Annotated in this window: 30 protein-coding genes; 11 read left to right on the top strand and 19 right to left on the bottom strand. The window is 72.2% G+C overall.

Features of this window, described 5'->3' with window-relative positions:
- Positions 1-37: 37 nt before the first annotated feature.
- Both AC07F0_RS19950 and AC07F0_RS19955 read left to right on the top strand, forming a co-directional pair.
- Positions 38-670 (top strand): LysE family transporter, encoded by a 633-nt coding sequence (locus AC07F0_RS19950; protein ID WP_478980550.1) that lies wholly within the window; start codon positions 38-40, stop codon positions 668-670.
- Between the two features lie 104 nt (positions 671-774).
- Positions 775-1224, top strand: a complete 450-nt coding sequence (locus AC07F0_RS19955) for a nitroreductase family deazaflavin-dependent oxidoreductase (RefSeq protein WP_436730976.1) — start codon at positions 775-777, stop codon at positions 1222-1224.
- Between the two features lie 307 nt (positions 1225-1531).
- Here AC07F0_RS19955 and AC07F0_RS19960 read toward each other — a convergent pair whose 3' ends face one another.
- Positions 1532-2452 (bottom strand): cation diffusion facilitator family transporter, encoded by a 921-nt coding sequence (locus tag AC07F0_RS19960; RefSeq protein ID WP_436730977.1) that lies wholly within the window; start codon positions 2450-2452, stop codon positions 1532-1534.
- Between the two features lie 160 nt (positions 2453-2612).
- Here AC07F0_RS19960 and AC07F0_RS19965 point away from each other — a divergent pair, with 160 nt between their 5' ends.
- A complete protein-coding gene (locus AC07F0_RS19965; protein WP_478980552.1) occupies positions 2613-3638 on the top strand; it encodes a glutathione S-transferase family protein in 1026 nt (341 codons plus the stop codon).
- A 38-nt stretch (positions 3639-3676) separates the two neighbouring features.
- A complete protein-coding gene (locus AC07F0_RS19970; RefSeq protein WP_397626100.1) occupies positions 3677-3973 on the top strand; it encodes a DUF4235 domain-containing protein in 297 nt (98 codons plus the stop codon).
- A 90-nt stretch (positions 3974-4063) separates the two neighbouring features.
- On the opposite strand, the gene AC07F0_RS19975 is transcribed toward AC07F0_RS19970, so the two are convergent.
- Both AC07F0_RS19975 and AC07F0_RS19980 read right to left on the bottom strand, forming a co-directional pair.
- Positions 4064-4456, bottom strand: coding sequence for a VOC family protein (locus AC07F0_RS19975; protein ID WP_436726449.1), 393 nt, complete (start codon positions 4454-4456; stop codon positions 4064-4066).
- Positions 4457-4535: 79 nt separating this feature from the next.
- Positions 4536-5000, bottom strand: coding sequence for a pyridoxamine 5'-phosphate oxidase family protein (locus AC07F0_RS19980; protein WP_436726450.1), 465 nt, complete (start codon positions 4998-5000; stop codon positions 4536-4538).
- 661 nt (positions 5001-5661) lie between these two features.
- Between AC07F0_RS19980 and AC07F0_RS19985 the strand changes: the two genes are divergently transcribed.
- The gene (locus AC07F0_RS19985; RefSeq protein ID WP_478980554.1) at positions 5662-7392 is read left to right on the top strand and encodes a hypothetical protein; all 1731 of its coding nucleotides are present in this window, start codon (positions 5662-5664) and stop codon (positions 7390-7392) included.
- Positions 7393-7508: 116 nt separating this feature from the next.
- On the opposite strand, the gene AC07F0_RS19990 is transcribed toward AC07F0_RS19985, so the two are convergent.
- The 6 genes from AC07F0_RS19990 to AC07F0_RS20015 form a co-directional block, all read right to left on the bottom strand.
- Entirely contained in the window at positions 7509-8759 is a 1251-nt protein-coding gene (locus AC07F0_RS19990) for a cytochrome P450 (RefSeq protein WP_478980556.1), read from the bottom strand.
- Positions 8756-9361: a GTP-binding protein gene (locus AC07F0_RS19995; RefSeq protein ID WP_436726453.1), complete on the bottom strand. Its 606-nt coding sequence runs from the start codon at positions 9359-9361 to the stop codon at positions 8756-8758. Before AC07F0_RS19995 ends, AC07F0_RS19990 begins: the two co-directional genes overlap by 4 nt.
- On the bottom strand, positions 9342-9713 hold the full coding sequence (locus tag AC07F0_RS20000; RefSeq protein ID WP_037668707.1) for a DUF742 domain-containing protein: 372 nt from the start codon (positions 9711-9713) through the stop codon (positions 9342-9344). Before AC07F0_RS20000 ends, AC07F0_RS19995 begins: the two co-directional genes overlap by 20 nt.
- Positions 9710-10120, bottom strand: a complete 411-nt coding sequence (locus tag AC07F0_RS20005; protein ID WP_003994857.1) for a roadblock/LC7 domain-containing protein — start codon at positions 10118-10120, stop codon at positions 9710-9712. The genes AC07F0_RS20000 and AC07F0_RS20005 overlap by 4 nt, the downstream gene beginning before the upstream one ends.
- A gap of 5 nt (positions 10121-10125) precedes the next feature.
- A complete protein-coding gene (locus AC07F0_RS20010; protein ID WP_478980558.1) occupies positions 10126-11853 on the bottom strand; it encodes a sensor histidine kinase in 1728 nt (575 codons plus the stop codon).
- A gap of 249 nt (positions 11854-12102) precedes the next feature.
- The gene (locus tag AC07F0_RS20015) at positions 12103-13047 is read right to left on the bottom strand and encodes a GlxA family transcriptional regulator (RefSeq protein ID WP_478980560.1); all 945 of its coding nucleotides are present in this window, start codon (positions 13045-13047) and stop codon (positions 12103-12105) included.
- A 71-nt stretch (positions 13048-13118) separates the two neighbouring features.
- Here AC07F0_RS20015 and AC07F0_RS20020 point away from each other — a divergent pair, with 71 nt between their 5' ends.
- A complete protein-coding gene (locus AC07F0_RS20020; RefSeq protein WP_478980562.1) occupies positions 13119-14069 on the top strand; it encodes an NADP-dependent oxidoreductase in 951 nt (316 codons plus the stop codon).
- 283 nt (positions 14070-14352) lie between these two features.
- On the opposite strand, the gene AC07F0_RS20025 is transcribed toward AC07F0_RS20020, so the two are convergent.
- Both AC07F0_RS20025 and AC07F0_RS20030 read right to left on the bottom strand, forming a co-directional pair.
- The gene (locus tag AC07F0_RS20025; protein WP_478980564.1) at positions 14353-15459 is read right to left on the bottom strand and encodes an NAD(P)-dependent alcohol dehydrogenase; all 1107 of its coding nucleotides are present in this window, start codon (positions 15457-15459) and stop codon (positions 14353-14355) included.
- A gap of 24 nt (positions 15460-15483) precedes the next feature.
- A complete protein-coding gene (locus AC07F0_RS20030; RefSeq protein WP_478980566.1) occupies positions 15484-16938 on the bottom strand; it encodes an aldehyde dehydrogenase family protein in 1455 nt (484 codons plus the stop codon).
- A gap of 103 nt (positions 16939-17041) precedes the next feature.
- Here AC07F0_RS20030 and AC07F0_RS20035 point away from each other — a divergent pair, with 103 nt between their 5' ends.
- The 3 genes from AC07F0_RS20035 (at position 17042) to AC07F0_RS20045 (ending at position 18869) form a co-directional block, all read left to right on the top strand.
- Positions 17042-17479, top strand: a complete 438-nt coding sequence (locus AC07F0_RS20035; RefSeq protein WP_478980568.1) for a MarR family winged helix-turn-helix transcriptional regulator — start codon at positions 17042-17044, stop codon at positions 17477-17479.
- A gap of 238 nt (positions 17480-17717) precedes the next feature.
- A complete protein-coding gene (locus tag AC07F0_RS20040; protein WP_436726461.1) occupies positions 17718-18098 on the top strand; it encodes an anti-sigma factor antagonist in 381 nt (126 codons plus the stop codon).
- A 108-nt stretch (positions 18099-18206) separates the two neighbouring features.
- On the top strand, positions 18207-18869 hold the full coding sequence (locus tag AC07F0_RS20045; RefSeq protein ID WP_478980569.1) for a DUF4230 domain-containing protein: 663 nt from the start codon (positions 18207-18209) through the stop codon (positions 18867-18869).
- A gap of 3 nt (positions 18870-18872) precedes the next feature.
- On the opposite strand, the gene AC07F0_RS20050 is transcribed toward AC07F0_RS20045, so the two are convergent.
- From AC07F0_RS20050 to AC07F0_RS20075, 6 genes are read right to left on the bottom strand one after another with little or no spacing between them, the layout of a single operon-like run.
- Positions 18873-20636, bottom strand: a complete 1764-nt coding sequence (locus AC07F0_RS20050; protein ID WP_478980571.1) for a complex I subunit 5 family protein — start codon at positions 20634-20636, stop codon at positions 18873-18875.
- Positions 20636-20983 carry a sodium:proton antiporter gene (locus AC07F0_RS20055; RefSeq protein ID WP_436726464.1) on the bottom strand — a complete coding sequence of 116 codons (348 nt, stop codon included), beginning with the start codon at positions 20981-20983 and terminating at the stop codon, positions 20636-20638. The genes AC07F0_RS20050 and AC07F0_RS20055 overlap by 1 nt, the downstream gene beginning before the upstream one ends.
- 10 nt (positions 20984-20993) lie before the next feature.
- A complete protein-coding gene (gene mbhE, locus AC07F0_RS20060) occupies positions 20994-21734 on the bottom strand; it encodes a hydrogen gas-evolving membrane-bound hydrogenase subunit E (RefSeq protein WP_478980573.1) in 741 nt (246 codons plus the stop codon).
- Positions 21731-21985 carry a hydrogenase subunit MbhD domain-containing protein gene (locus AC07F0_RS20065; RefSeq protein ID WP_436726466.1) on the bottom strand — a complete coding sequence of 85 codons (255 nt, stop codon included), beginning with the start codon at positions 21983-21985 and terminating at the stop codon, positions 21731-21733. Before AC07F0_RS20065 ends, mbhE begins: the two co-directional genes overlap by 4 nt.
- 24 nt (positions 21986-22009) lie before the next feature.
- Complete coding sequence (locus AC07F0_RS20070) at positions 22010-22462, bottom strand: monovalent cation/H+ antiporter complex subunit F (RefSeq protein ID WP_478980575.1); 453 nt, start codon at positions 22460-22462, stop codon at positions 22010-22012.
- Positions 22459-22641 carry a hypothetical protein gene (locus AC07F0_RS20075; RefSeq protein ID WP_436726468.1) on the bottom strand — a complete coding sequence of 61 codons (183 nt, stop codon included), beginning with the start codon at positions 22639-22641 and terminating at the stop codon, positions 22459-22461. The genes AC07F0_RS20070 and AC07F0_RS20075 overlap by 4 nt, the downstream gene beginning before the upstream one ends.
- A gap of 207 nt (positions 22642-22848) precedes the next feature.
- Here AC07F0_RS20075 and AC07F0_RS20080 point away from each other — a divergent pair, with 207 nt between their 5' ends.
- The gene (locus tag AC07F0_RS20080) at positions 22849-23394 is read left to right on the top strand and encodes a VanZ family protein (protein WP_478980577.1); all 546 of its coding nucleotides are present in this window, start codon (positions 22849-22851) and stop codon (positions 23392-23394) included.
- 84 nt (positions 23395-23478) lie between these two features.
- Here the strand turns inward: AC07F0_RS20080 and AC07F0_RS20085 are convergent, their stop codons facing one another.
- Complete coding sequence (locus AC07F0_RS20085) at positions 23479-23715, bottom strand: hypothetical protein (protein WP_274821561.1); 237 nt, start codon at positions 23713-23715, stop codon at positions 23479-23481.
- A gap of 67 nt (positions 23716-23782) precedes the next feature.
- A complete protein-coding gene (locus AC07F0_RS20090; RefSeq protein ID WP_478980579.1) occupies positions 23783-24592 on the bottom strand; it encodes an SDR family oxidoreductase in 810 nt (269 codons plus the stop codon).
- A gap of 144 nt (positions 24593-24736) precedes the next feature.
- On the opposite strand from AC07F0_RS20090, the gene AC07F0_RS20095 reads away from it, so the two are divergent.
- On the top strand, positions 24737-25777 hold the full coding sequence (locus AC07F0_RS20095) for a PHP domain-containing protein (protein WP_478980581.1): 1041 nt from the start codon (positions 24737-24739) through the stop codon (positions 25775-25777).
- The last annotated feature ends 20 nt before the right edge of the window (positions 25778-25797 follow it).

Below are 25797 nucleotides of genomic sequence, written 5' to 3' on the forward strand. Positions count from 1 at the left end.
GGTCCGGCCGCCGTGGAGGGCCGACGCCGCCGCTCTCATGACGGCCGCGCTCGTCGCGGGGCTGCTCGCCGGGTACGGCATCGCCGTCCCCGTCGGCGCCGTCGGGACGTACCTCGTCTCCCTCACCGCCCGGACGTCCCTGCGCACCGGTGTCTGCGCCGCGCTCGGCGTCGCCACCGCCGACGGGCTGTACGCCCTCGCGGCCACGCTCGGGGGCGCGGCCCTGGCCGACGCGCTGCGGCCGGTGCTCGGGCCGCTGCGGTGGGCTTGCGTCCTGGTGCTGCTCGCGCTGGCGGGGTGGGGCGCGGTCACGGCCGTGCGCGATTACCGCGGCCACCGGCTCGCCACGCGGACGGCGCCCGCACCGCCGGGTCCCGCCCGGGCCTACCTGGGGCTGCTCGGCGTCACCCTCCTGAACCCCACGACCGTGATCTACTTCGCGGCACTCGTGCTCGGCTCCCGGGCAGCGGGCCCGACCGGCCCCCCGGAACAGGGCGTCTTCGTGCTCGCCGCCTTCGCCGCCTCGGCGAGCTGGCAGGTGCTGCTCGCCGGGGGCGGAGCCCTGCTGGGGCGGGCGCTGACCGGTCACCGGGGCCGGCTGGTGACGGCGCTGGTGGCGAGCGGGGTGATGACGGTCCTGGCCGTGCGGACGGCGGTGACGCCGGGGTGAGACGCGCGGCCGGCCCGGATGTGCCGCGGTGCGGATGATTCGCGGGCGTACCGGTGTTGAAGGCGGATGCCGGTCAGCCGTGACACGACGATGGGACGGATGCCATGCCTCTCCAGGGCGAGTACGAACCCAGCCCGACGCAGTGGGTGCGCAAGCAGGTGGAACTGTACGAGAGCTCCGGGGGCACGCAGGGCACGACCCTCCAGGGCTCGAAGATGCCGGTGGTCGTCCTCACCTCACGGGGTGCCAGGAGCGGCAAGCTGCGCAAGACACCGGTGATGCGAGTGGAGCACGAAGGGCGTTACGCCGCGGTCGCCTCCCTCGGCGGCTCGCCCAAGCACCCGGTCTGGTACTTCAACATCAAGGCCGATCCGCACGTGGAGCTCCAGGACGGTCCGGTGAAGCGGGACATGGTCGCCCGTGAGGTCACGGGCCAGGAGAAGGCCGAGTGGTGGGAACGCGCCGTCGCGGCGTATCCGCCCTACGCCGACTACCAGAAGAAGACGGAACGGGAGATCCCGGTGTTCGTGCTGGAGCCGGCCGACGGCGGGTGACGCGGGAGGCCTTCGGCGCCCCGGGCGGACATGCGCGCAGGGTGAGGTCGGGCCCTTCCGGGCGGATCGGCAGTGGTCGGCCGCCCAGGGGGTCCTGTTCCCGGCCGCGGGCGGGGCGAAGCGGCCATCGCCCGCCCGGTCGGCATCCGGGGCGCCGGGCACGCCCCCGGCAGGTGCTCCCTCCGGACCCGCCCGGAACGACGACCGCGCCGAGCGGGCCGCAGAAGCCGACCGCCCGGTCCGGGGCGGTCGGCGAAAAACTTCTCCGGGGGCGTGCATGAACCCTCGGCGACGGGGCAAGCGTGGGTCAGGCCCCGCCGCGTTCCCCCGTCGCGGCGGGGCTTTCCGCTGCCTCCCGCGCGCGATGGTCGGTGACGTCGAGGAAGATCTGGTCGGCCTCGGGGACCGTCCGGGCGATGGAGCGCTTGATGCGGACGGCGACGTCCTCGACGCGCTCGCTGTCCAGGCCGGGCACGAGGTCGACGCGGGCGGCGACGAGGGCCGTGTCGAGGCCCGTCTTCATGGTGAACAGCGCCTCCACGCTGTCGATCTCGGGCTGTGCCCGCAGCAACTCCCGGATCTTCCCGCTCGACTCCCGGTCGGCGGCCTCGCCGATCAGTTGGTCGCGGGCGTCCCGGCCCAGCCGGTAGGCGACGTAGACCAGCAGTGCGCCGATCGCCAGGGATGCCGACGCCTCCCACACCACCTGGCCCGTGACCATGTGCAGCGCCATACCGGCGATGGCGAGCGTGACGCCGAGCACCGCCGTGCCGTCCTCGGCGACGACCGTACGCAGGGCCGGGTCGCGCAGCCCGGCGCCCGTGCCGCCCTGCCGGCGCACCTGGTACAGCGCCCGCAGCAAGGAGGCGCCCTCCGCGAGGAGGGCGATACCGAGCACGATCAGGCCGGCCACATAGCCGCCGGTGTCCTCCTCCGCTCCCCCCGCCAGGGCCTCGAAGCCCTGGAAGAAGGAGAAGCAGCCGCCCATGACGAAGATCCCGACGGCCGCGAGGAGCGACCAGAAGAACCGCTCCTTGCCGTAGCCGAAGGGGTGCCGCCGGTCGGCGGGGCGGCGGCTGCGGCGCAGTGCCGCCAGTAAGAACACCTCGTTCAGGCTGTCGGCCACCGAGTGGGCCGCCTCCGACAGCAGTGCCGGCGATCCCGCGGCCAGGCCGCCGACCGCCTTGGCCGCCGCGATGACGAGATTGGCAGCGAGCGCCACCAGCACGGTGACGCGTGTCCTCCGATCAGATCCTTCTGCAGTCACCCACGCCGATTGCCCCGGTCGGCGGTGCTCACACCGTGCCGTCGGCGGAAAAAGGGGAACGCGTTCACCAGGGCACACGCACGACAAGCAGGCCACACGTACGCCGAAGGAGGTCATCCCCATGAGCCGCGACGACGGCGACGACGGCAACAGCGCCTACGGAAGGAGCACGTTCAAGCGGTCCAAGGCGCATTTCACGGACCGGATCACCGCCGATGGCCGGGACGGCTGGCCGGTGGAGGCCGGCCGCTACCGTCTGATCGTCAGCCGCGCCTGCCCGTGGGCGAGCCGGTCGCTGGTCTCCCGGCGGCTGCTCGGCCTGGAGGACGCGCTGTCCCTGGCCGTCGCCGACCCGATCCAGGACGACCGCAGCTGGCGCTTCACGCTGGACGAGGACGGCCGCGACCCGGTCCTTGGCATCCGCTATCTGAGTGAGGCGTACGACCGCCGGGAGACGGACCACCCCGGAGGTGTCAGCGTGCCGGCGATCGTGGACGTGCCCAGCGGCAAGCTGGTCACCAACGACTACCAGCAGCTGACGCTCGACCTCGCGACCGAATGGACGGCCCTGCACCGGCAGGGCGCGCCCGACCTGTACCCGGACAAGCTGCGTGACGAGATCGACGAGGTGATGGCGGACGTCTACGAGGACGTCAACAACGGCGTGTACCGGGCGGGTTTCGCCACCGAGCAGGAGGAGTACGAGACCGCCTGCGCGGGCGTGTTCCGGAGGCTGGAGCTGCTCGCCGACCGCCTGGAACGGCAGCGGTACCTCGTCGGCGACACCATCACCGAGGCGGACATCCGGCTGTTCACCACGCTGGTCCGCTTCGACGCGGTCTACCACGGCCACTTCAAGTGCAACCGCTGGAAGCTGACGGAGAACCGGGTGCTGTGGGGATACGTCCGGGACCTCTACCAGACGCCCGGCTTCGGCGACACCGTCGACTTCGACCACATCAAGCGCCACTACTACCAGGTGCACACGGGCATCAACCCGACGCGCATCGTGCCGCAGGGCCCGGACCTGTCCGGCTGGCTGACCCCGCACCACCGCGAGGAGCTGGGCGGCCGGCCGTTCGGCGACGGTACGCCGCCCGGGCCGGTCCGCGCCGAGGAGCGGGTCCCGGCCGCCCACACCCCCTGACCACTTCCGTCCACCCCTCACCGATCAAGGAGATTCACGTGGCCAAGAAGAAGAAGCTGCCCCTCGCCTACCAGCCCCTCGGGTTCGTGCTGGGCTGGTCGAGCGGCTGGCTGGCCGGGCTGGCCTTCCGCAAGACATGGATGGCGATCCGTAACGAGGAGGACGCGCCTGACGCGCTGGACAAGGACCGCGGCTGGGGGGAGATCCTGCTGGCCGCCGCGGTCCAGGGCGCCATCTTCGCCGTGGTGCGCAGCGCCGTGGACCGCGCGGGCGCCAAGGCCATCGAGCGTTCCACCGGCACCTGGCCGGCCGGGGAGAAGGGCGGCCGCGACTGAGAACGACACGGCCCCCGTCCGCCGGTGCGGCGGACGGGGGCCGGCCCGGCCCGCGCGAGGGCCGCGCGCGCCGCGCCCCCGCAGCCCCGTTCAGCCCTGCTTGGGTGCGGTCGGCGGGGTGCGGCGCAGAGTGAAGGAGTGGCCTGCCGGGTCGGCGTAGCCGCGTTCCTCCAGGGGGCCCGAGGGCTCCTTGGCCTCCAGGGGGCGGCCGCCGAGGGCGACGACCCGGCGTTCCACCGCGTCGAGGTCGTCCACCACGAACTCCAGGTGCGCCTGGAGGGAGTTCTCGGGGCGGGGCCAGCTGGGCGGGGTCGCGTTGACGTCCCGGCGCAGCGCGATGCGGAAGCCGTCGGCGCCCTTGATCTCCACGCGGTTGGCGGTCGCCTCCGCCTCCTCCCCCTCCAGCAGCTCCTTGTAGAACACGGCGAGCTTCTCGGGCTCGGCACAGTCGAGCACCAGGACACCCGCTTTCACCAGTGCCATGTCTCCTCCGCAGGATTCCGGCCGCGGGGCGGGCGTGCCCCGCGGCCCCGTACCTTGCGGTTATCCCGGCCGGGCCGATTCAGTCGGCCGTCAACCACCGTCCCTCGCGCATCAGTTCGCGGCCGTCCAGTTCGTCGGCCTCCCGCCAGGCCTGTACCCGCTGCGGCACGACGCGGAAGTAGAGGTACGGCGTGGCCAGCCGGCGGGGGTCGAACCCGGTTTTGGCGGCGAAGAGTTCGGCGTCCTGCTCGGTCAGCTCGGCGGGCTGGACGGTCTCGACGGTGCCGTCGACCATGACGACGTCACGCGTCGGCCCGATTCCGACACGGGCCCGGCCGGTCGCGGCGAGGTTCCGTCCGGTGGGGCTCGACGCGGGGGTGGCGAACAGCAGGTACGAGCCGTTCCAGAGGAACGACAGCGGGACGAGGTACGGCGTCCCCGACGTGCCGTCGGCCGTGGCGACCCAGGCGTCCACGTCGTGTTCGAGACGGTGCAGGGTGTCCTTCGTGCGCTGCTCAGCGCTGCGTGCGGGTGCGGACGTCATCGTCGGTGCGCCTCCTGGAGAGTCGTCGAACGGACTCCGACCAGTGTGGCGTTCCGGGCCTCCGGAGGCTCGGCGGACAAGCCGGTACCGAGTGAGGGACGAGGGAGTATACGCAGCTCATGCGCTTCGGGCAGTAACGGAGATCACGGCGGGGTCACGGAATGGCTTATTCACGCCGTGGGCAGCCTCGTACCGCTTCTCGGTTCAACTTTCGGACCGCGAAGCCCAGTTCGAGTATGCGGGCGGTCACGGCACCGTCCGTTCGCAGGGGTGGGGGGACTCTGCGGTCCGTCTCCCGAAAGGAAGCACATGCCTCAGGACGTCCGGTTCGACCTGCCCTTCGACCTCCCTGTCAGCTACCCACACGCCTCGGGCGAAGTGGCACATCTCGGATCCAGTGGTCGCGCCACGCCTGACGGTGCCGCGCGTGCTTCCTGATCAACACAGCTGAGGGGGCGATGCAGGTGCTCGCGTTGCAGCAGGAGTGCCGTCAACGCAGCAGTCGTGCCCCTCGCGGTCGTAGCAGGAGCCAAAGCCGGTCGCGTGAGTCCGGCTGTCCGGCGAGGCCGTCGCGGAAAGTACAGAAGATTCCCGGACGGCCGGTCAACGACCACGGTCGATCGATTCCGTTGCCAGGACCACAGCTTATGGGGAGACCGGTGTGAAATCTCGAGTCGCAGGTGCTGTTCCGAAGGCGTCCGCCGACAGCTCGATCCCGGCGCAGCCAAGCGCCCAGCTCCAGCCCACGGATGCGGGGAACACCCTGGCCCGCCTCCTGGTGAAACACATCAATGGGAGCACGGAGCAGTACCGAAGGTCCCAGAACGCCGCTCAGCAGCGGCTGAACGCATTCGGCTCCCCCCTCTCCAGCGCCACGCTGCAGGTGGAGGGAGCCCTCCATCTGGCGCGGCCCGCGTTCCTCCCGCCCGACGAGGAGGGCTACGCCAGGTTGAGGCACCTCGACACCAGCCTGCGCATGATCGAAGCAGCCTTCCCCCAAGTCAGCACCGACATCGAGGTCTGCAGACTGACCTGCACGATGCTGGAAGGGGCCTGGCGGAGCCGGGCACTCACCCCGCCGCGCGAGGAGGAGCAGACAACCGTCTGCGCCTGCCCTCTGTGCCGTCGGCTGCCCACGCCCCCCGCACGCACGCTGGACGACTACCGCTGGCGGCAGAGCGCCGGTCGTCCCCTCACCGTCAAGACCTGGCCATACCGCCGGGAACTCGACAGCGTCCTGACCGGTGGATGGTCCTGGACCCGGCAGATGAACGACCTCGAACGAGACCTCGGCCACCGCCACCGCTTCGAGGACGACATCCTCGTCTTCCACGAATACAAACGCGTGCTCGACACCATCGACACAACGCGCCTCACCCAACACGTCGAAGGCCGCCTGGCCGAGAACTTCAGCACCAACAGCGCGCGGGCCCTGGTCTCCGGGCTCTTCGCAGCCCACAAGCGATCCGTCGACGAGTACTGGCTCCAACAGCACGACGCGGGCAGCGTCATGCTCCCTCAGACCAACCCGCTCAACCAGAGCGCCTACTCAGCCCTGCAGATGCTGGACTGCCTGTTCTGGCACGTCGCCCCCGACACCGAACTCTGGCAGGAAGAAAACCTCGCCTCCCTGCTGCTGTGCCGCGTCATCGACGACATGGCCGATGTCCGAGCCGACGCCCTCACCGGCGAGATCAGCAACTTCTGGCTCGCCGACATGCCCACCCACACCAAGGCGCTCTATGCCGCCTGCGCGATATCCCTCGTCAAGTACGGCTGCATGCCCGAGGCCCACAGCCCGATGTGGAACACCTGGCTGATGACCACCACCATCGTCTGGATGGGGCTCACGGGCCGCCACGCCCTGTGGTTCGACGGCATCACCCAGGGCCTCCCCCCGGCCGAGGAGTGCCCGCTGTGCGACCTGCAGCCCAACCCATGCACCGGCATCCTCACCCATGGCACCACCCTCACCATCGCCCCGCGGCCCACCGCACCGGCACTGAGCACCCGGACCGCCGAGCTGTCCGCACGCTGTCGAGCCGAACACCCTCGGGCATGGCCCCTCTTCGACGCCGAGCTCCATGCCTTCGAAGCACTGCACGGCCCGTGGTACGGCAACACGGACAACACATGGGAGATCTTGCGCCGCACCTACATCGCCGCCGTGGAGGCATCCAGCGCCGCACCATCGCCGGACCGCGCCCGTCATGTCCAACAAGACGCCGGCGTAGTCGGATCCGAGAGGTTCCACACCCTGCACGACCCTCGGACCGGGAGGGAAGACACCGCACTGCTCGCCTACATGTTCGGCTGTGCCCACCCGCATTTCCTCTGGAACGCCACGGGATACCGTCCCACGGGCGTCGCGGGCGACTGGCTCGACGGCTGACGCCTCGATCGTGAAGGCTCGGGCCGCTGCTCGTCCCCCACCGCGAACGCCCCGAACGGCGCACGCACGGCGTTGCCCGGCCGGAAACCGGCCGGGCATCGGTCCGCCGACGTGGCCTAGACGGTGAACTCGACCGGCAGGCTGTCCAGCCGGGACTCCCACGTGGAGGCGGTCGAGGTGAGTTCTTCCGGCGGTACGGCCAGGCGCAGGTCCGGCAGCCGGTGCAGCAGGACGTCCACGCCGATCTCGATGATGGACTGGCCGATGTTCTGCCCCGGACACTCGTGCGGTCCGGCGCTGAACGCCAGGTGCGACTGGTTGCCCTGCACGGCGACGGCCGGGTCGGGCCGTACCTCCGGGTCGAGGTTGCCGGCGGCCAGGCCCAGGATGAGCAGTTCTCCCTCCTGGACGTGATGGCCTCCGAGCTCCAGGTCGGCGGTTGCGAACCGGCCCGGCAGCACGGACAGCGGCGGGGTGTCCCACATGACCTCTTCCACCACTGAGGAGATGTTCAGCTCCCCGCTGACCAGACCGGACAGCCGGGCGGCGTCGGTGAGGACCCGTTGCAGGACCCGGGCCAGCAGGTTGCTGGTGGTGGTGTGCGCGGCGATCAGCACCAGGCGCAGATGGCTGACGACCTCGTCGTGGTCGAGGCAGGCCGGGTGCTCCAGCAGGGCCGTGGCGAAGTCGGAGCCCGGCTCGGCCCGCTTGCGCTCGGCGAGTTCCGCGAGGATCTCCATGATCCGGTCGTTGTGCTCGAGGGCGCCCTCGCCGCCCTTGAAGACCTGGGCGCACGACTCGATCAGGCGTAGCCCGTCCGCCGCGGGAAGGCCCAGCATCCTGGTGAGCACGAGCATCGGCAGTTGCTCGGCGTAGTCGGCCACGAGGTCGGCGCGCCCGGCGTCGGCGAACGCGTCGATCTGCTTGTTCGCGAAGTGCGTGACGTGCCGCCGGATGCCCCGGACGGCCGCCGCCTGCAGCCCGTCGGTGACGGCGCCGCGCAGCCTGCGGTGCGGTTCGCCGTCCTGGGACACGCAGTCGGGGCGCCAGCCGACCATCGGCATGATCGGCGAGGTCTCCTCGATCCGGCCCTCCCGCCAGTCCCGCCAGATCCGCGCGTCGCGGCTGAACTGGCGGGGGTTGTCGAGCACGCGCCGGTTGTCGCGGTAGCCCAGCACCAGCCAGGCGGGTACGTCGCCCTCCAGCAGGACCGGCGCGACGGAGCCGTGCTCCTTGCGCAGCCGCTCGTAGATGCCCGCGGGGTCGGTCGCCGCCTCCGGTCCGTACAGCCGGGTCAGATCGGCCCCGTGGTGGGCGACGGGGCAGCCCCGACCGGCCTGGAGGGTGTGGTCGGTCGAATCGTTCATCGGGGCTCCAAGGCCACGGCCGAGCGTTCCTTCAGGTGGTGGATCAGGGCGACGAGGACGTCACGGCTGGAGGCCCGGTCTCGGGCGTCGAAGGCCACGACCGGGGTGTGCTCGGGGATGTCCAGGGCGTCCCGTATCTCCTCGACCGGGTAGTTCCGGGAGTCGGGGAAGACGTTCAGCGCGACGACGAACGGGACGTCCTGCCGCTCCATCTCCTCGATCGCCCGGAAACTGGATTCCAGACGGCGCGTGTCCACCAGGACGATCGCGCCGAGCGCCCCCTTGAACAGCCCGTTCCACAGGAACCAGAACCGCTCCTGGCCCGGCGTGCCGAACAGGTACAGCACCAGGCTCTCGTTGATGCCGATCTTGCCGAAGTCCAGGCTGACGGTGGTCTGCGTCTTGTCGGCGACGCCGATGAGACGGTCGACGTCGACGCTGGCCTGGGTGAGGGTCTCCTCGGTGGTGAGCGGCTTGATGTCGCTGACCGACCGGACCATCGTGGTCTTCCCGGTGCCGAACCCGCCGGCGATCATCACCTTCACCGAGCGGGTGTCCCCGGCCGCCCGCCCTCCGGGTTGGTCAAAGCCTTTCAAGTCCACTGAGTACCTCCTCAAGGAGCGCGAGGTCGGGCCCGCGGCCGGCGTCGTGCGCCGGGATGGGATCACGGGCTTCGACCCGACCTGCGTCCAGCAGGTCCGACAGCAGCACCGCGAGAATGTTGAAGGGCAGCCCGAGGTGGGCGCCGAGTTCGGCGACCGACAGCGGATCGCGGCAGCGCCGGAGGATCTCCTCGTGTTCGTGCTGCATGCCCGGTAAGGGGGCGGCGCGGGAAACGACGAGAGTCGCCACGTCGAGGCTCGACGCCGAACCGCCCGGTCCGCTGCGCCCTCCCGTGAGGACGTAGTAACGCTCGAGACCGGACGGGTCCGACGGCCTGCGGGGAGCACTCATCCAGAGTGCTCCTCCAGGCGCGGAGTGGTGCCGAGGAGCTCACCCATCCTGCGGGCCAGGTCCCTCATCTGGTGCCCGAGCAGGCCCTGGTCGAGGCCCTCCCTGGCAAGGACACCGAGGTACGTCTCCACACCGGCGCGGACGACGAAGAGGTGCCCGCCGTCGACCTCGATCATCGCGAGGCGCAACTGCCCGGCGTACTTGGGGAACTGCTCGGCGACCGGCTGGGCCAGTGCCTGCAGACCGGCCACCACGGCGGCGAAGCGGTCGACGTCGTCGGGGTCTTCGGCGCCGTAGGAGGTGATGGCCTTGCCGTCGCTGGAGGCCACGAGGGCGAAGCGGATCTCCTGGATGCTCTCGACGAGATCGCGGAGCGCCCAGCTCACATCTGTTCCTTGCTGCGTCATGAGGACTAGTCGCTCTCTTCGGTGCGGTGCTCGGTGGACTCGCGTCCGGCGGGAGTCTCGCGGTCGTCGGCCGCCCGGGACGCCTCGGCGGCGTCGCGTCCGGCGGTGGCGAAGGCCGCGAGACCGGAGAAGGAGGCGTCCGGCGGGACGGCGGAGACGGCCGTGCTCCGGTCGCTCCACTCGGCCTGCCGGGACCCGTCCGCCTCGGTCCGCTTGCTGCGGCGCCGGGGCAGTCCGCCGGGCGTGGTCTCCACGCTTTCCGTCTGCGCGGCCGCTGCCGGTGCGGTGACCGTCTCACGGGCCGGGGCGGGCGCGGCGGGGAGGGCCTCGGGGGCGGGCGCGGCCTGGGTGGTCGCGGCCGCGGGCAGCGGGCTGAAGTACTTGTGCGGCACCACGACCACCACGGAGGTGCCGAGCCAGGGCGAGTCCGCGAAGGTGACCCGGATGCCGTAGCGGCGGGCGAGGGCGCCGACGACGCGCAGGCCGATGCTCGCGTCCTCGGTGATGCCACCGAGGCCCGCGCCGGGCGCGGTGCCCGCGAGGGCGTGCTCGGCCTCGCGCTTCGTCTCCTCGCTCAGGCCCTTGCCGGAGTCCTGGATCTCGATACCGACGCCGTTGGGGACCTCCTTGCCGGAGATGAGCACCGGCTCGGTGGGCGGCGAGTAGCGGGCCGCGTTGTCCAGGAGATGGGCGAAGATCAGCGTCAGGTGGTCCACCAGGCCGCCGTCGACGCCGAGTTCGGGCAGGTGGCGCACCTGGACGCGGTGGAAGTCCTTGATCCGGCCGATGCCGCCGCGCACCACGCTCAACAGCCGCTGTGGTTCCTGCCACTGGCGTCCCGGACGGTCCGAGCCGCCGAGCACACCGATGCTCGCGGCGAGCGAGTCGGCGGGGCCGAGTTCCTGGTCGAGCTCCATCAGGCCGCGGGCGACGGCCGGGAGCCTGCCGTGCTCGCCCTGCATCTCGTGCAGCCGGCCGCGGAGCTTGCTGGTCAGGACGTGGATGCGGTTGCCGATGCTGATCACGGCCTGCTCGGCGGTGGTGGAGCGGTCGAACTCCGCCTCCAGGCCGATCAGGGCGGTGCGCAGCAGCTTGCGCAGTTCCGCCTGGAGGTCGGCGCTGACCTTCGCGCACTGGTTGACGGTCGGCAGGATGTCGTCGATGGCCTCGCCCGAGCGCAGCTTCTCCATGGCGTCGGGCAGCTGCTCGTCGGCGAGCCGGGCGACCGCGGCGAGCTGGTGGGAGAGCTGCTCCTGCCAGACCTCGGCCTGGTCGGCGAGCTGGGCCTCGTAGGACCTGACCTGCTCGGCCAGCCGTTCCTCGTAGGCCCGGGACTGGTCGGCGAGCTGTGTTTCGTAGGTGGCGCTCTGCTCGGCGAGGCGCCGCTCGTACGAGGCGTTCTGCTCGGTGAGCCGGGACTCCAGGGTGGCGCGCTCGGCGGAGAACTTCCGTTCCAGGCCCGCGACATGCTGCTGCCACTGCTGGTTGTGCTCGGCCTGCGTGGTGCGGAAGGAGCCCTCCGCCCGGTGGAGTTGAGCGCGGGTGCGCAGCAGCAGGCGTACGCACACGGCGCTGGCCGCAGTCGCCGCGACACCGGCGACGGCCGTGGTTAGTCGCTCCGAGCTCATGAACGTGGCGGCAACCGCCCCGCCTCCCAAGCCCAGCGGCATCAACCACCAGCTGTACCAGGCGACAGGGGCCCGCGCCGCCGGTGGCGGAGTGGCGAGTTCCATCTGCATCCTTCGAAGCAACACGATCGAACAGGGGGGTGGACCGCACTCATGAGTACGCACTGCGAGTCGGCTGGACGCGATCGCGCCAACTCGCGGCGCCGATGGGAACCTTATCGGGTTTACACCTGACAGGATCAACCTCGTCCCCCCGCTGGACGTGAGGGTTCCGTCACGCTCCGACAGAAGGCAACAGGTCGACAAATGGCTTTGCTGCCCGTCCAGTTGAGCGGACGCCAGGTCGTGGCCCGGTCAGCGGGCGGTCTGGAACGTGCGGCGGTAGGCCTGCGGGGTCACCCCGATGGCCGCGCTCAGGTGCTGACGCAGGGAGGCTCCGGTCGCGAAGCCGACCCGGCCGGCGATCTGGTCGACGGTGAGGTCGCTGGTCTCCAGCAGATGCCGGGCCCGGGCCACCCGCTGCTGGATCAGCCAGCGGCCGGGGCTGAGGCCCACCTCGTCGTGGAAGCGGCGGGCGAAGGTGCGCAGGCTCATCCGGGCGTGGCCCGCGAGATCGGCCAGGGTGAGGGGTTCGCCGAGGCGTTCCAGGGCCCAGGTGCGGGTGGCCGCGGTGCTCGCGGCACCCTGTTCCGGGACGGGCTGCTCGATGTACTGGGCCTGGCCGCCGTCCCGGAACGGCGGGACCACGCAGCGGCGGGCGACGGTGTTGGCCAGGCGGCTGCCGTGGTCCTTGCGGACCAGGTGCAGGCAGACGTCCACGCCGGAGGCGGCTCCGGCGGAGGTGAGGACCGGGTGGTCGTCGACGAACAGCACGTCCGGGTCGAGGTCGACGTGCGGGAACATGCGGCGGAAGCGGTCGGCGACCTGCCAGTGCGTGGTCGCCCTGCGCCCGTCGAGGAGCCCGGCCGCGGCGAGGACGAAGGCGCCGGTGCAGATGGAGACGATGCGCGTCCCGGGGCGGATGAGCGCGAGCGCGGCCAGGACGTTGCCGGGCACCTCGTCGATCAGGTGGGCGGGGGCGACGGGCGCGATCACCACGGTGTCGGCGGTGGCCAGGACCTCGCGGCCATGCTCCACGGTGACGCCGAAGTCCGCGTTCGTACGCACCGGACCGCCGTCGACCGAGCAGGTCAGCACCTCGTACCGGCCGTCGGCCGCGCCCAGGATCCGGCTGGGGATGCCCAGTTCGAACGGGTACACGCCGTCCAGGGCCAGGACCACCACTCGCTCACGTCGCATGGCACGATCCTATCGAAGGTTGGCCATCCTGCCATTGGCGGGCCGGGCGCGGGCAGGCACGCTGGATGACCATGAGCACACAGAACACGATGCGAGTCATCAGCCAGGACGTCCTCGGCGGTCCCGAGGTCCTGAGGGAAGTGGAAGTCGAGCGCCCGGCACCCCGGCCGAACGAGGTGCTGGTCCGGGTGCGGGCCGCCGGGGTCAATCCGACCGACTGGAAACACCGCGCCACGGGCGGCTTCCTGGGCGAGCCGCCCTTCGTCCTCGGCTGGGACGTCTCCGGGGTGGTGGAGGCGGTCGGCATCGGCGTCGCGGCGTTCACGCCCGGTGACGAGGTCTTCGGCATGCTGCCGTATCCGTTCGGGCACGGCTCGCACGCCGAGTACGTCATCGCCCCGGTGCGGGCCCTGACCCGCAAACCGGCCGGGATCGACCACGTCCAGGCGGGCGCGCTGCCGCTGGTGTCGCTGACCGCGTGGCAGGCCCTCGTCGAGCACGCGGACCTGAAGTCCGGGCAGCGGGTGCTGATCCACGCCGCGGCGGGCGGGGTCGGGCATGTGGCGGTGCAGATCGCGAAGGCGCGCGGCGCGTACGTGATCGGCACGGCGAGCGCGGGCAAGCACGAGTTCCTGCGCGGGATCGGCGTGGACGAGGCGGTGGACTACCGGGAGACGGACTTCACCGAGGCCGTGAAGGACGCCGACGTCGTCCTGGACACGATCGGCGGCGACACCGCCCTGCGCTCACTGCGCGTGCTGCGCCCGGGCGGCGTCGTGGTGTCGATCCTGCCGGGCGGTTCGGACGACTTCTACCGGGAGGCCGAGCGGCTCGGTGTACGCGCGGTCCGGATGCTGGTCGACGCCGACCGCGCCGGCATGGAGACGATCGCGGAACTCGCCGGGACGGGCAGGCTGCGCGCCACGATCGCCGGAACCTTCCCCCTGGCCGCCGCCGCGGAGGCCCACGCCACGGGCGACACGGGCCGGACGACGGGGAAGCTGGTCCTGGTGAACGACTGAGGCGAGCGGCCGGGTGGTCCGTCCCGGCCGGTCCTTCCATGCCGCACGGCCGCGCTCGACCGGCCGTGCCGGGCCTCCCGGCCGACGACGCACGCCGGATCGGCGCTGCCCGGCCGGACGACAGTGCCCCAAAGGGGCGCGGGGAACTGCGCGACACGCCACGGCAACGCCGCACACGCCGGTCCACCGCACCCCAGCTCTCAGGCGAACCGGCCACGAGCGTGCCGGGCGCCGCGGGGCAGCCGACGGTCCGCACACCCCCCGGACCCGACGCCCGGGCGCCTCAGAACACCAGAACCGGCTTGATCGTCTTGCCCGACCTCATGTCCTGGACCGCCCGGTCGATGTCCCCGAAGGGATACGTACCGATCAGCCGGTGCAGCGGCAGCCGGCCGTCCTTCACCAGGCGGACCAGCGCGGGGATCATGGTCTGGGTCTCACTGTCGCCGAGGGTGAGACCCACGATCCGTTTGCCGCCGAGCAGGCCGTTGACGTCCAGGGCGACCTCGGTGCCGAAGGGCGGGGCGCCGACCACGACCAGCGTGCCGCGGGCGGCGAGCGCGTCGACGCCCTGGCGCAGGACGCCGACGTTGCCCGTGGTCTCCACGACACCGTCCGCGCCCTGGCCGCCGGTGATCTCGGCGAGGGCCGGGGCGAGGTCCGTCCCGCTCGTGTCGACGGTGTGCGTGGCGCCCAGCTCCGTCGCCAGGGAGAGGCGTTCGGCGACCCGGTCGACGGCGACGATCCGGGTGGCCGGGGTGAGGGCAGCCGCCATCACGGCCGACAGGCCGACCGCTCCGGCGCCCAGGACGACGACCGTGCTGCCCGTGTCCGGCTTCAGCACGTTCCAGACGGCGCCGACCCCGGTCTGTACGCCGCAGCCCAGCGGGGCGATGGACTCCAGCGGCACGTCCGGGTCGACCTTGACGAGGCTGCGCTCGTCGGCCAGGGCCCGCTCGGCGAAGGATGACTGGCCGAAGAAGTGACCGCCCAGGGCCTGACCCGCGCGGCTGATGGTGCTCGTGCCGTCGGCCCGGCTGCCACCGAGCAGGTTCAGCGGCAGCCAGGTCGCGCAGTACGCCGGGTGCCCGCCGCGGCAGTTGCGGCAGTCGCCGCAGGAGGTGAAGGAGAGCAGGACGTGGTCTCCGGGCGTGACGCCGGTGACGGCGGAGCCGACGGCCTCGACGACGCCCGCACCCTCGTGGCCGAGGACCCCGGGCAGCGGGAAGGGCAGTCCGCCGCTCGCGACACCGAGGTCGGTGTGGCACAGCCCGGTGGCGACCATGCGGACCAGCGCCTCGTGCGGGCCGGGTTCGTCCAGGACGACGTCGGAGAGGGTGAAGGGCGCGCCGCCGGACTCGACGACCGCGGCACGGGTGGTGGTGGGCATCGCAAGAGCTCCTTGACGACTGTCTCAGTCGAGTGAGACGACGACGGACTTGACCTTGGTGTAACCGGCGAGGGCTTCGGGCCCGTACTCGCGGCCGTAGCCGGAGTCCTTCACGCCGCCGAAGGGCACCGCGGGGTCGAGCATCGCCCAGTCGTTGACCCAGACGATGCCGGCCTGGAGCCGGCCGGCGACCCGGTGCGCGCGGGCGAGGTTGGTGGTCTGGACCCCCGAGGCCAGGCCGTAGGGGGTGGAGTTGGCGAGGGCGACGGCCTCGTCCTCGTCGTCGAAGGGCTGCACGGTGAGGACCGGGCCGAAGATCTCCTCCTGGACCACACGGGAGTCGTTCGACAGGTCGGCGATGACGGTGGGCTTGTAGTAGTAGCCGCCGTCCAGGTCGAGCCGCTCGCCGCCGCAGACGATGCGGGCGCCCTCCTTGCGGGCCAGGGCGACGTACTCCTCGACCTTCTTCAGGTGCTTCTCGGCCGCCATCGGGCCGACGACGGTGGCCGGGTCGCGCGGGTCGCCGACCGGCACACCGGGCACGGCATCGGCCAGGATGCCGAGGAGGGTGGGGTACACCGAGCGGGCCACCAGCAGGCGCGGGCCGCCCATGCAGAACTGGCCGGTGTTGAAGACGAAGCCCTTGATGACCGCGCCCACCGCCTTCTCCAGGTCGGCGTCCTCGAAGACGAGGTGGGCCGCGTTCCCGCCGAGCTCCATCGTGACGGGCTTGAGGGCCTCACCGGCGACGCTCGCCACGTGCCGGCCGATCGCCGTGGAGCCGGTGAAGGCGACCTTGTCGACACCGCGGTGCCGCAGCAGGGCCTCGCCGGCCACCGGTCCGCTGCCGGTGACGACGTTGACCACGCCGTCGGGCACCCCCGCCTCCTGGAACAGCCGGGCCATGTACAGGGCGCTCAGCGGGGTCTCGTCGGCGGGCTTGTGGACGACCGTGTTGCCGGCCGCCAGCGCGGGGCCGAGCTTGCTGCCGGCGAGGATCAGCGGGAAGTTGAACGGGGTGATCGCGGCGACCACGCCGAGCGGCTCGCGCCGGGTGTAGGCGAGGGCGTTCATCGGGGTGTCGCGCAGGGCGCCGTCCTGGCTCTGGGCGAGGTTGGCGAAGTACTCGTAGTCGTTGGCCGCGTTCGTCACGTCGACCGCGCCGCACAACGTGATCGGCTTGCCGACGTCGAGGCTCTCCAGGGCGGCGATCTCGTCGGCGTTCTCGCGGATCAGCTGGGCGACGCGGTGCAGCACCCGGCCCCGCTCGCGGCCGCTCAGACCGGACCAGGCGCCGTCGTCGTAGGCCTCGCGGGCGGCCCGTACGGCCGCGTCGACGTCGGCCGGGCCCGCCTCCGCGACGGTGGTGACGACCGCGCCCCGGGACGGGTCGACCACCTCGGTGCGCGCCCCGTCGGCGGCCTCGCGCCACTGTCCCCCGATGAACAGCTGTCCGGGTTCCCTCTCGAAGGTGGTCATCGCCGCTCCTCAGCGTCGTCGCCAAGATTTCAACAAACAGGATTCCTGTTGGTCCGCAGTCTCATTACAGACAGGTTTCCTGTCAATGGTCTAGCCTGCATCCATGCTCGAAGCACAGGTGACCAAGGCGCCCCCTTCCCTGCTCTACATGGTCAAGCAGGTGGAGCTCGTCGTACGCTCTCACCTGGACGACCTGGTCAGACCCTCCGGGATCACTGCTCTGCAGTACACCGCGCTGACCGTGCTGGAGCGGCACGACGGACTGTCGGCGGCCCAGCTGGCACGCGACTCCTTCGTCACCGCGCAGTCCATCGCCGACCTCGTCCGCTCCCTGGAAGGCCGCGGGCTGGTGCGCCGGGAGCGCAACCCCCGCAACCGCCGCGAGCTGCTGATCCTTCTCACCGACGCCGGACGGGAGCTCCTCTCACAGTACGTCGGGCCCGTCCGGGAGCTGGAGGAGCGGATGGTGCGCGACCTCACCGCGCACCAGACCGAGCAGTTCCGCCAAGCCCTGATCAAAGCCTGGCACGCGTTGTCGTAGCCCGAGGCACCCCGTCGCCACCCGAGGCGCACGCCGGGAATCGCGCCCGCGCTCACGCCCGCGCACGCCACCGCGCCCACCCTCGCGCGAACCTCGGCCAACCCGGCCGCAATTCAGAGACATATGTCAATCGAACATGCTCAAATTCACCCGTTGGAGGGTAACTTGCAGGGCGGGGAACGGTTCTGAGGACCGCGGCCCCTCCCCACGCACGGAGCAGGCTGGAGGCGATCTCGTCGTGCGGCAGGAACGTGCACCGCTCACCCGGCATCTGCGCGTCCGCCAGGAACGGGGCCACACGGTGCTGGAGTTCCGTGGGGAGATCGACCTCGCCGCGGCCACGGAGATCGCCCCGCACCTGGACCGGGAGACGAACCGCCGCGCCGCCCGGGTCGTGATCGACCTCAGCGGGATCGAGTTCTTCGACTGCTCGGGCCTGCGGCTGCTGTACCGGGCCAGGAGCCGGGTGCTCGACCGGGAGGGACAGCTGCTCCTCGTCTGCGCCCACCCCCTGACGCTGCGCGTCCTGCGGATCACCGGCCTGTCCCGGCTGCTGCCCCCGCAGCCGACGCTGGACGCGGCCCTGGAGCAGCCGGAGGCGGCCTCCGGCCCGGTGTGACGCCCGAGTGCGCCCTTGCGTGCTTCCGCTGACGTCCTCCTGTCCTCAACCGCCCGGTCTGGCACGGCCCGTGGCGGGCATCCGGACAGTAGGAAGGAGGGCCGTCGCATGACGACTCCCGTCAAGCGTCTCCCCCGGCGCGTGCCCGGCTGGGCGAAGGTGGTGGGCGCCCTCGTGCTGGTGCTCGTCGTGTTCTTCGCCGGGATCCGGCTGAGCGTGATCCCGGGCCTGAAGGACCTGTTCGGTACCGAGACCCACGACCGGTCCGGCCCCGCGCTGCTGAAGTCCATCCAGGACCTCAGCCGTTACGACGCCGCCTCCGGCAACTTCCAGGTCGTCGTGGACCTGGAGAAGGACGCCAAGTTCCTCCCCGACGCGATCCGCGGCACCCGCACCCTGTACGTCGGTGCGGGCACCGTCGACGCCTACGTCGACCTGGGCAAGGTCGGCGACGACGACGTGCAGGTCAACGGCGACCGCACGTCCGCCACGCTCCGGCTGCCGCATGCGCGACTGGGCAAGCCGGCCCTGGACCCCGACCGTTCCTACGCGGTCTCCAAGCAGCGCGGTCTCCTCGACCGCCTCGGCGACCTCTTCTCGGACAATCCGGGCGGCGAGCAGGCCGTGCAGAAACTCGCGGTACGGCACATCGGCGACGCCGCGAAGGAGAGCGAGCTGACCGCCCGCGCCGAGACCAACACCAGGGGGATGCTCGAAGGCCTGCTGCGGTCCCTGGGCTTCAAGGAGGTGCGCGTCTCGTACGGGAACTGATCCTCAGCTCCCGAGGACCCCGGGCAGGGCCAGCGCGCCCAGCAGCGTGGTGCCCACCAGCAGCCACGCGACGTAGTCCCCGACGTGCCCGGACTGCAGGCGCCGCAGCGGCAGCGCCCGGTCCGGCGCGGCGAGCAGCCGCGGCCGGGTGACGGCCACCGCCGCCAGGGCGAGCGCCAGCGCGGTCGAGGCGAGGCCCAGCAGGACGCCGAGCGGGGTCCAGTGGACCGAGACGTGCACCAGGCCGCCGGTTCCCGCCTCCTGCACGGCGTGCCCCACCGCGGCGCCGAAGCCCGGGACCACACCGACGGCGAGGGACCCGGCGAGCAGCACCGCCGGGACCGCCGTCATGGTGTCCGGGACCCGGCTCAGCCGGTGCCGGGTCTCGGGCTCCTCGCCGGAGCCGGTCGTCTCGTACGCGTCCCCTTCCTCCGGCCGCCGGCCGAGGCCGAGGAACACGCGCGCGGCGACCCGCAGGACCGCCCCGGCGGTCACCGCGCTCGCCAGGACGTACAGCACGGTGAGCGGGCCGCCCACGGCCTCCTCCGTGACCGACTTGCCGAGCGCCGTGCCGAAGGGCGGCAGTCCTGCGAGGCCGAGCCCGCCCGCGACGAACAGGACGGCGACCGAGCGCAGTCGCCGGGCCCGGCCGTGCAGCGCGTGCTCGTCGACCGAGCCGTACCGATCGAGGAGGATGCCCGTGCAGGCGAACAGCGCGGCCTTCACACCGGCGTGTCCCAGGACGTACAGGGCGACCCCGTCGTCCGCCTCCGGGGTGAGGGTGCCGATGCCGGTGAGGAACAGCCCCATGTGGGCGACGGTCGAATAGGCCAGGAGCCGTTTGATGTGCCGCTGGTACCAGCACATGACCGCGCCGATGACCGCCGTCAGCACGCCGAGCGACACCAGGGCCCGCTCCACGTCGGCGGCGGGCAGCCCGCCCGGCCCGGAGAAGACGGTGTCGTGGACCCGCCACACGCCGAAGGCGCCGAGCTCCACCATGACGCCCGACAGCAGCATGCAGACGGGGGTGGGGGCCACCGCGTGCGCGTCCGGCAGCCAGAAGTGGAACGGGACGGCCGCGCCCTTGACCAGCAGCCCGGTCAGGACCAGGACGAAGCCCGCGAGGACCAGCGCGTCGGGCGGACCGTGCGCGTCCAGCTCCTGCCCGATCCGCGTCATGCCCAGCTCGCCGGTGCGGGCGTACAGCAGCCCGATGCCCATCAGCATCGCGTACGCGCCCAGCGAGTTGACGACGCCGAAGGTCAGCGCGCCCTGCACGGCCCGGGCCTCCTCGACCCGGTGGCCGGTCAGCGCGTAGGCGACGACACTCATCAGCTCGAACCACACGAACGCGTTGAACAGGTCGCCCGCGATCGAGAAACCGCACATGCCCGCCTGGAAGAGCAGCAGCAGCGCCGGGAACGATCCGGAGTGCCCGCGCGGCGGTTCGTCGAAGTAGTGCCAGGAGTACACCAGGGCGGCCAGGGTCAGCGTCGAGGCGAGCGCGGCCATGCCGAGCCCCGGCCCGTCCCCCACCAGGACGATCCCGACGCTCTCGCCGCGCACGGGCACCCAGCCGCCCACCCACTCCGTCCGCGGGGGCGAGGAGTCGAGCAGCAGCACGACCGCGAGCACCGCGGTTCCGGCGGAGACCGCGCAGCCGGCGGACTCGGCGGCGGCCCGGGGCACGCGGCGGCCGCCTGCGGCCAGCAGGGCGGCCCCGAGCAGGGGGACGGCGACGAGGAGCGGCAGCAGGTGGTGCATCAGCCGCGCAGCTCGGACAGTTCGTCGGGGTCGACGGTGCCGTGCCGCTTGGAGACCTGCACGACGAGGGCGAGGAGCAGTGCGGTGACGGTGGCGCCGACGACGACATCGGTGAGGGCCAGGGCCTGTACGACCGGGTCGACGACCGGACGTGCGCCGGGTTCCAGGTCGGAATAGACGGGTGCGGTGGCCCCGTCCCGGTAACCGACGGCCAGCAGCAGCACATAGGTGGCGGACTGGCACACCGACAGACAGCCGACGGCGTGGATGAGATCGCGGCTGGTGGCCAGGCCGTAGCAGCCGGCCAGGAAGACCCACGCGGCGACCAGGTAGGCGAACACGTCCATCACAGCGGCCTCACGTTCCGCTCTCCTCCTCGATCTCGACGGCCTGGTCCAGGAAGCGGGCGAGCAGCACGACGACGGCGCAGGCGACCTCCATGCCGACGGCCGCGTTGAGCAGCGGGACGGTGCCGCCGGAGGACAGCGTGTTGAACGTGCCGTGCGGCAGCAGCGTGTTGGCGAGGAAGGCGGCTCCGCCGAGCAGTGCCGCGACGCCCGTGACGAGGTAGGCGCCTACGGCGACCCCGTCGCCCACCTCGTACAGTGCGACCGGCCGGACGCGTTCCAGGGCACGGTAGTCGGCGCCCAGGTACAGCAGGTGCAGGGCCGTCGCGGCGGCCACGCCGCCCTGGAAGCCGCCGCCGGGGCTGAGCTGCCCGTGTGCGATGACGTAGAGGCCGGTGAGCAGGGCGACGGGCAGCACGAGCAGGGCGTAGCGGCGTACGGGCGGGGTGACCTCGGCGGGTTCGGGCCGGGCGCGGTGCTCGTCGCGGGTCCGGCGCAGCAGGACGACGCAGCCGAGCACGGCCGCGAACAGGATCGTCAGCTCGCCGAGGGTGTCGAAGGCGCGCTGGTCGAAGTTGACGGAGGCGACGGTGTTGGCGGTGCGGTGCGCCAGGGACGCCTCGACGGCGCGGTCGCCGTAGGGATGACGGTCGCCGCCGAAGGCCGGCAGGCCGAGACAGGCCCCGACGAGCAGCGCGGCGACGCCCGCGCCGCCCACGACGACCAGCCACAGCCGCGTGCGGGGGCTCACTTCCCGCTCCCCTCGCGTCGCCGTCTCACCGTGCGGACCGTCAGCAGCAGCAACAGCGGCGTCAGCGCCGAGCCGACCGCGAGCTGCGACAGTCCCACGTCGGGGGCCTGGAGCACGGTGAACAGCACGGCGAGCACGACACCGAGGACGGACAGCACGAGAGCCTGGCGGACGGGGTCGCGGGTGGCCACGGCCACGGTCGCGCAGGCGGCCACCAGCACCAGCGCGACGGCGATCACGACTTCGTCCACGGCTGCCCTCTCCCCTGCCCGTCGCTATCCACGGCGTGTCCCTCCGGCCGCGTCGGTCAGCGCCCGCGAGGCGACGAGGTTGCCGCCGATCAGCAGGGCGCCGGTCACCAGGAGCTTCGCCATCGCCCGGCCCGGCCCGGTGACCGCGCACAGCGCCAGCACGACCACGGCTCCGAGGCAGGCCGCCGCCCAGGTCACGCCCCGGGCGCGGGGCGGGTCACCGGCCAGTTCCGCGGCGAGCAGCCGGGCGAAGACGAGCGTGCCGACCGGGCCGAGCAGGGCGAGAACGAGGGCGAGATCGACGTAGGAGGGGCGGTCGTAGCCCTGGGCGAGGAGCAACAGGCCCGGGCAGGCCACCGCCGTGGACAGGTTCTGGGCGACGACCCGGCGCCGCAGCGGTCCGGTGGCGACGCCCCACAGGGCCGCCGCCAGGCCTGCGGCGAGGGTGAGCGTCGCGGCCAGGATCCAGCCGTTCACCGTCCGGTCACCGCCCGTCGCGCGGCCCGCGCCGCGAGTGCCCCGAGGAGGGCCGCGACCGCGCCGACCGCGAGCTCCAGCGGGTCGACGGTGGTGACGAACACCAGCCACAGCGCGGTGAGAGCGGCCCACCACAGCGGTACCTCGGCCACGGCGAGGAGCGTCGTACGCCGGTTCACACGCCACCTCCACGGGCGCTGATCGTTGTGGCGGTCATCCAAGCACCGCCCCGGCTGCGGGACGTGACGGCGCGCGGCGGCTCCCAGGGCGGAGTGCCCCGGCAGGCGGCGGGGAAACCGTGGCCGGGAACGGCCCCCGGCGGCATCGTCGGTGCGCCCGTGGGTAACCGCCTTATCACCCTGGGAAGTTGGAGACTGGAGGAACCAATGGCCGGTGCAGCCTCACGTCCCCGTACGGTCGGCTCCGGCCGCGAGCGACGCCAGTTGCCGCTGCCCGTGCGGCTGCTGGCGATGCTGTGCGCCTTCACGTTCATGGTGGCCTTCGCCGTGGTGCTGGCCCGGCTCACGCTCCAGCCCTCGCCCGCGTCGGAGGCGCTGACCCACACCAATCTTCATCCGGGCCGCTCGCTGAAGGCCTATCTCGACCAGCCGGAACTGCGGGACGCCGTCCGGCAGATCGGCGGCAACATCCTGCTGGGCCTCCCCTTCGGCGTCCTCGTGCCCGTCGTCGCCCCGCGCACCCGCGGCATCCTGCGCGTGCTGCTGCTGACCGCCGTGGTGATGCTGCTGGTGGAGTTCGCCCAGGGCGCGCTGGTCACCGGCCGCGCCTTCGACATCGACGACGTCATCCTGAACACCGGGGGCGCGCTGATCGGTTATCTGCTCCTGGGCCGCCGGCTGAGCGGCGCGGTCCACGCGCGCGGACGGCGCGGGGGCCGGGCGGGGAGGAAGCCGGCGACCGAGAAATCCTAGGGCACCGTCAGGCACAGTGTGACGCCGACAGGCCCAGTGCACGGCCAGGCCCCGTGCACGGTCAGGCCTAGTGCACGGTCAGGCCTAGTGCACGGTCCAGGTGAACTTGTCGCCGCCGACCCAGCGGACCACGTCCGGATCGTCCAGGTCGTGGACCGTGATGCCGAACGCGGCGGCGGCCGCCAGCACGTCGGTGACGGCCTTGGCCTCCCCGACCACCTGGCCGTCGATCTCCACGATCCGGAACGGCGGTGTGCCCGGCTGCACCCCGAGCACCATGATCCGAGGGTGAGATATGTACGGGCTCGCGCTTTCGGTCATGCATCGAGCGTAGAGGGCAACCGGCGGTAGTGCCGGGTCCAGTCGCCGACCGGGTCGGCCGGACCGCTCAGGGGCGGCGCCAGTCGTCGCTCGTCAGGTGCGAGCCGGCCTGCGGGCCCATGCGGAGCATGCCGCCGTCGACGCTCCAGGAGGCGCCGGTGACGTACGAGGCGTCCGGCCCGGCGAGGAAGGCGATGACGGCGGCGACCTCGCGGGCGTCGCCGGGCCGTCCCAGCGGCACGCCGGGACGGCTCTCGGTGTGCGGGTCGGCGTCCTCCTGCCCGGTCATGGGCGTGGAGATCTCGCCGGGAGCGACGGCGTTGACGGTGATGCGGTACTCCGCGAGCTCGAGCGCCATGACCTGCGTGAGCAGGCCGAGACCGCCCTTGGCGGCGCAGTACGGGGCCGCGCCCACGCGCGGCTGGTGCTCGTGGACGGACGTGACGTTGACGATCCGCCCGCCGTCGCCCTGCCGGATCATGTGCCGGGCGGCCTTCTGCCCGCACAGGAAGGGCCCGACCAGATCGACGTCGAGAACCTCGCGCACGTCGGACAGCTCCAGGTCGAGGAAGGGCGTCATGGTGCCGGTGCCTGCGTTGTTGACCAGCACGTCGAGACGGCCGAGACGCTCGCACAGCTCGTCGACGGTGTCGGCGGCGTCGGGCAGCCGGGTGAGGTCCATCCGGGCGACCTCGGCACGCCGCCCGTGCGCCCGGACCTCCTCGGCCGTCTCCTCCGCTCCCTTGTGGTCGCTGTGCCAGGTGATGCCGACGTCCATGTCCGCCTGGGCGAGCCGTACGGCGGTGGCCCTGCCGATGCCGGAGTCTGCGCCGGTGACCACGGCGACCTTGCCGGGGGACGCGGTGGAATCGGACATGGCGGGGCCTCCTCGTCGGCGCGTTCGGGACGAGGCATCGCAGTACCCGGGTGCGTACCGGGCAAACCGCGCGCCCGTCGTGCGGCCCGCCGGGCGCTGCGGAACCCTTGAGGTGGCTGGGGAACCCTTGAGGTGGAGGTGACGATGGATCCCGTCGAGGCACTGGACCGGATCGCCTTCCTGCTGGAGCGGTCCCTGGCACCGACGTACCGCGTGCGGGCCTTCCGTACGGCGTCCCGGGTGCTGAAGGAGCTGGGCGAGGACGAGGTGCGCCGGCGGGCGGACGCCGGGTCGCTGGAGTCGCTCAAGGGGGTCGGTCCGAAGACCGCGCAGGTGGTGCGGGAGGCACTGGCCGGTGAGGTGCCCGGCTATCTGCGGAAACTGGAGGGCGAGGCGAAGGAACCGCCGGCCGTACGGGGCGGTGAGAAGCTGCGGGCGCTGCTGCGCGGCGACTGCCATCTGCACTCCGACTGGTCGGACGGCGGCAGCCCGATCGAGGAGATGGGCCGGGCCGCGGCGGCGCTGGGGCACGAGTGGGCGGCGCTGACCGACCACTCGCCGCGCCTGACGGTGGCCCGGGGGCTGTCGGCCGAGCGGCTGCGGAAGCAACTGGACGTGGTGACGGCGCTGAACGAGACCTGGGCGCCGTTCCGGCTGCTGACCGGCATCGAGTGCGACATCCTCGAGGACGGCTCGCTCGACCAGGAGCCGGAGCTGCTGGACCGGCTCGACGTCGTGGTCGTGTCGGTGCACTCCAAGCTGCGCATGGACTCCCGGTCGATGACCCGGCGGATGGTGGCCGCGGTCCGTGACCCGCACTCGGACGTGCTGGGGCACTGCACGGGGCGGCTGCTGACCGGGCGGGGGCGGCCCGAGTCGGAGTTCGACGCGGACGCGGTGTTCGCGGCCTGCGCGCAGACGGGCACGGCCCTGGAGATCAACAGCCGGCCGGAGCGGCTCGACCCGCCGCGGCGGCTGCTGCGCCGGGCCGTGGACGCGGGGGTGCTGTTCTCCGTCGACACCGACGCGCACGCGCCGGGGCAGCTGGACTGGCAGATCAACGGGTGCGCGCGGGCGGAGGAGTGCGGGGTGCCGCCCGAGCGGGTGGTGACGACGTGGTCCCTGGACGAGCTGCTGGCCTGGACCCGTGAGCGGCGGGTGCCGTCGGGCGTGGCGGGCGGCTGAGGTGGTACCCGGGCGGGCCG

It is taken from the genome of Streptomyces sp. NPDC045955 (assembly GCF_056430805.1).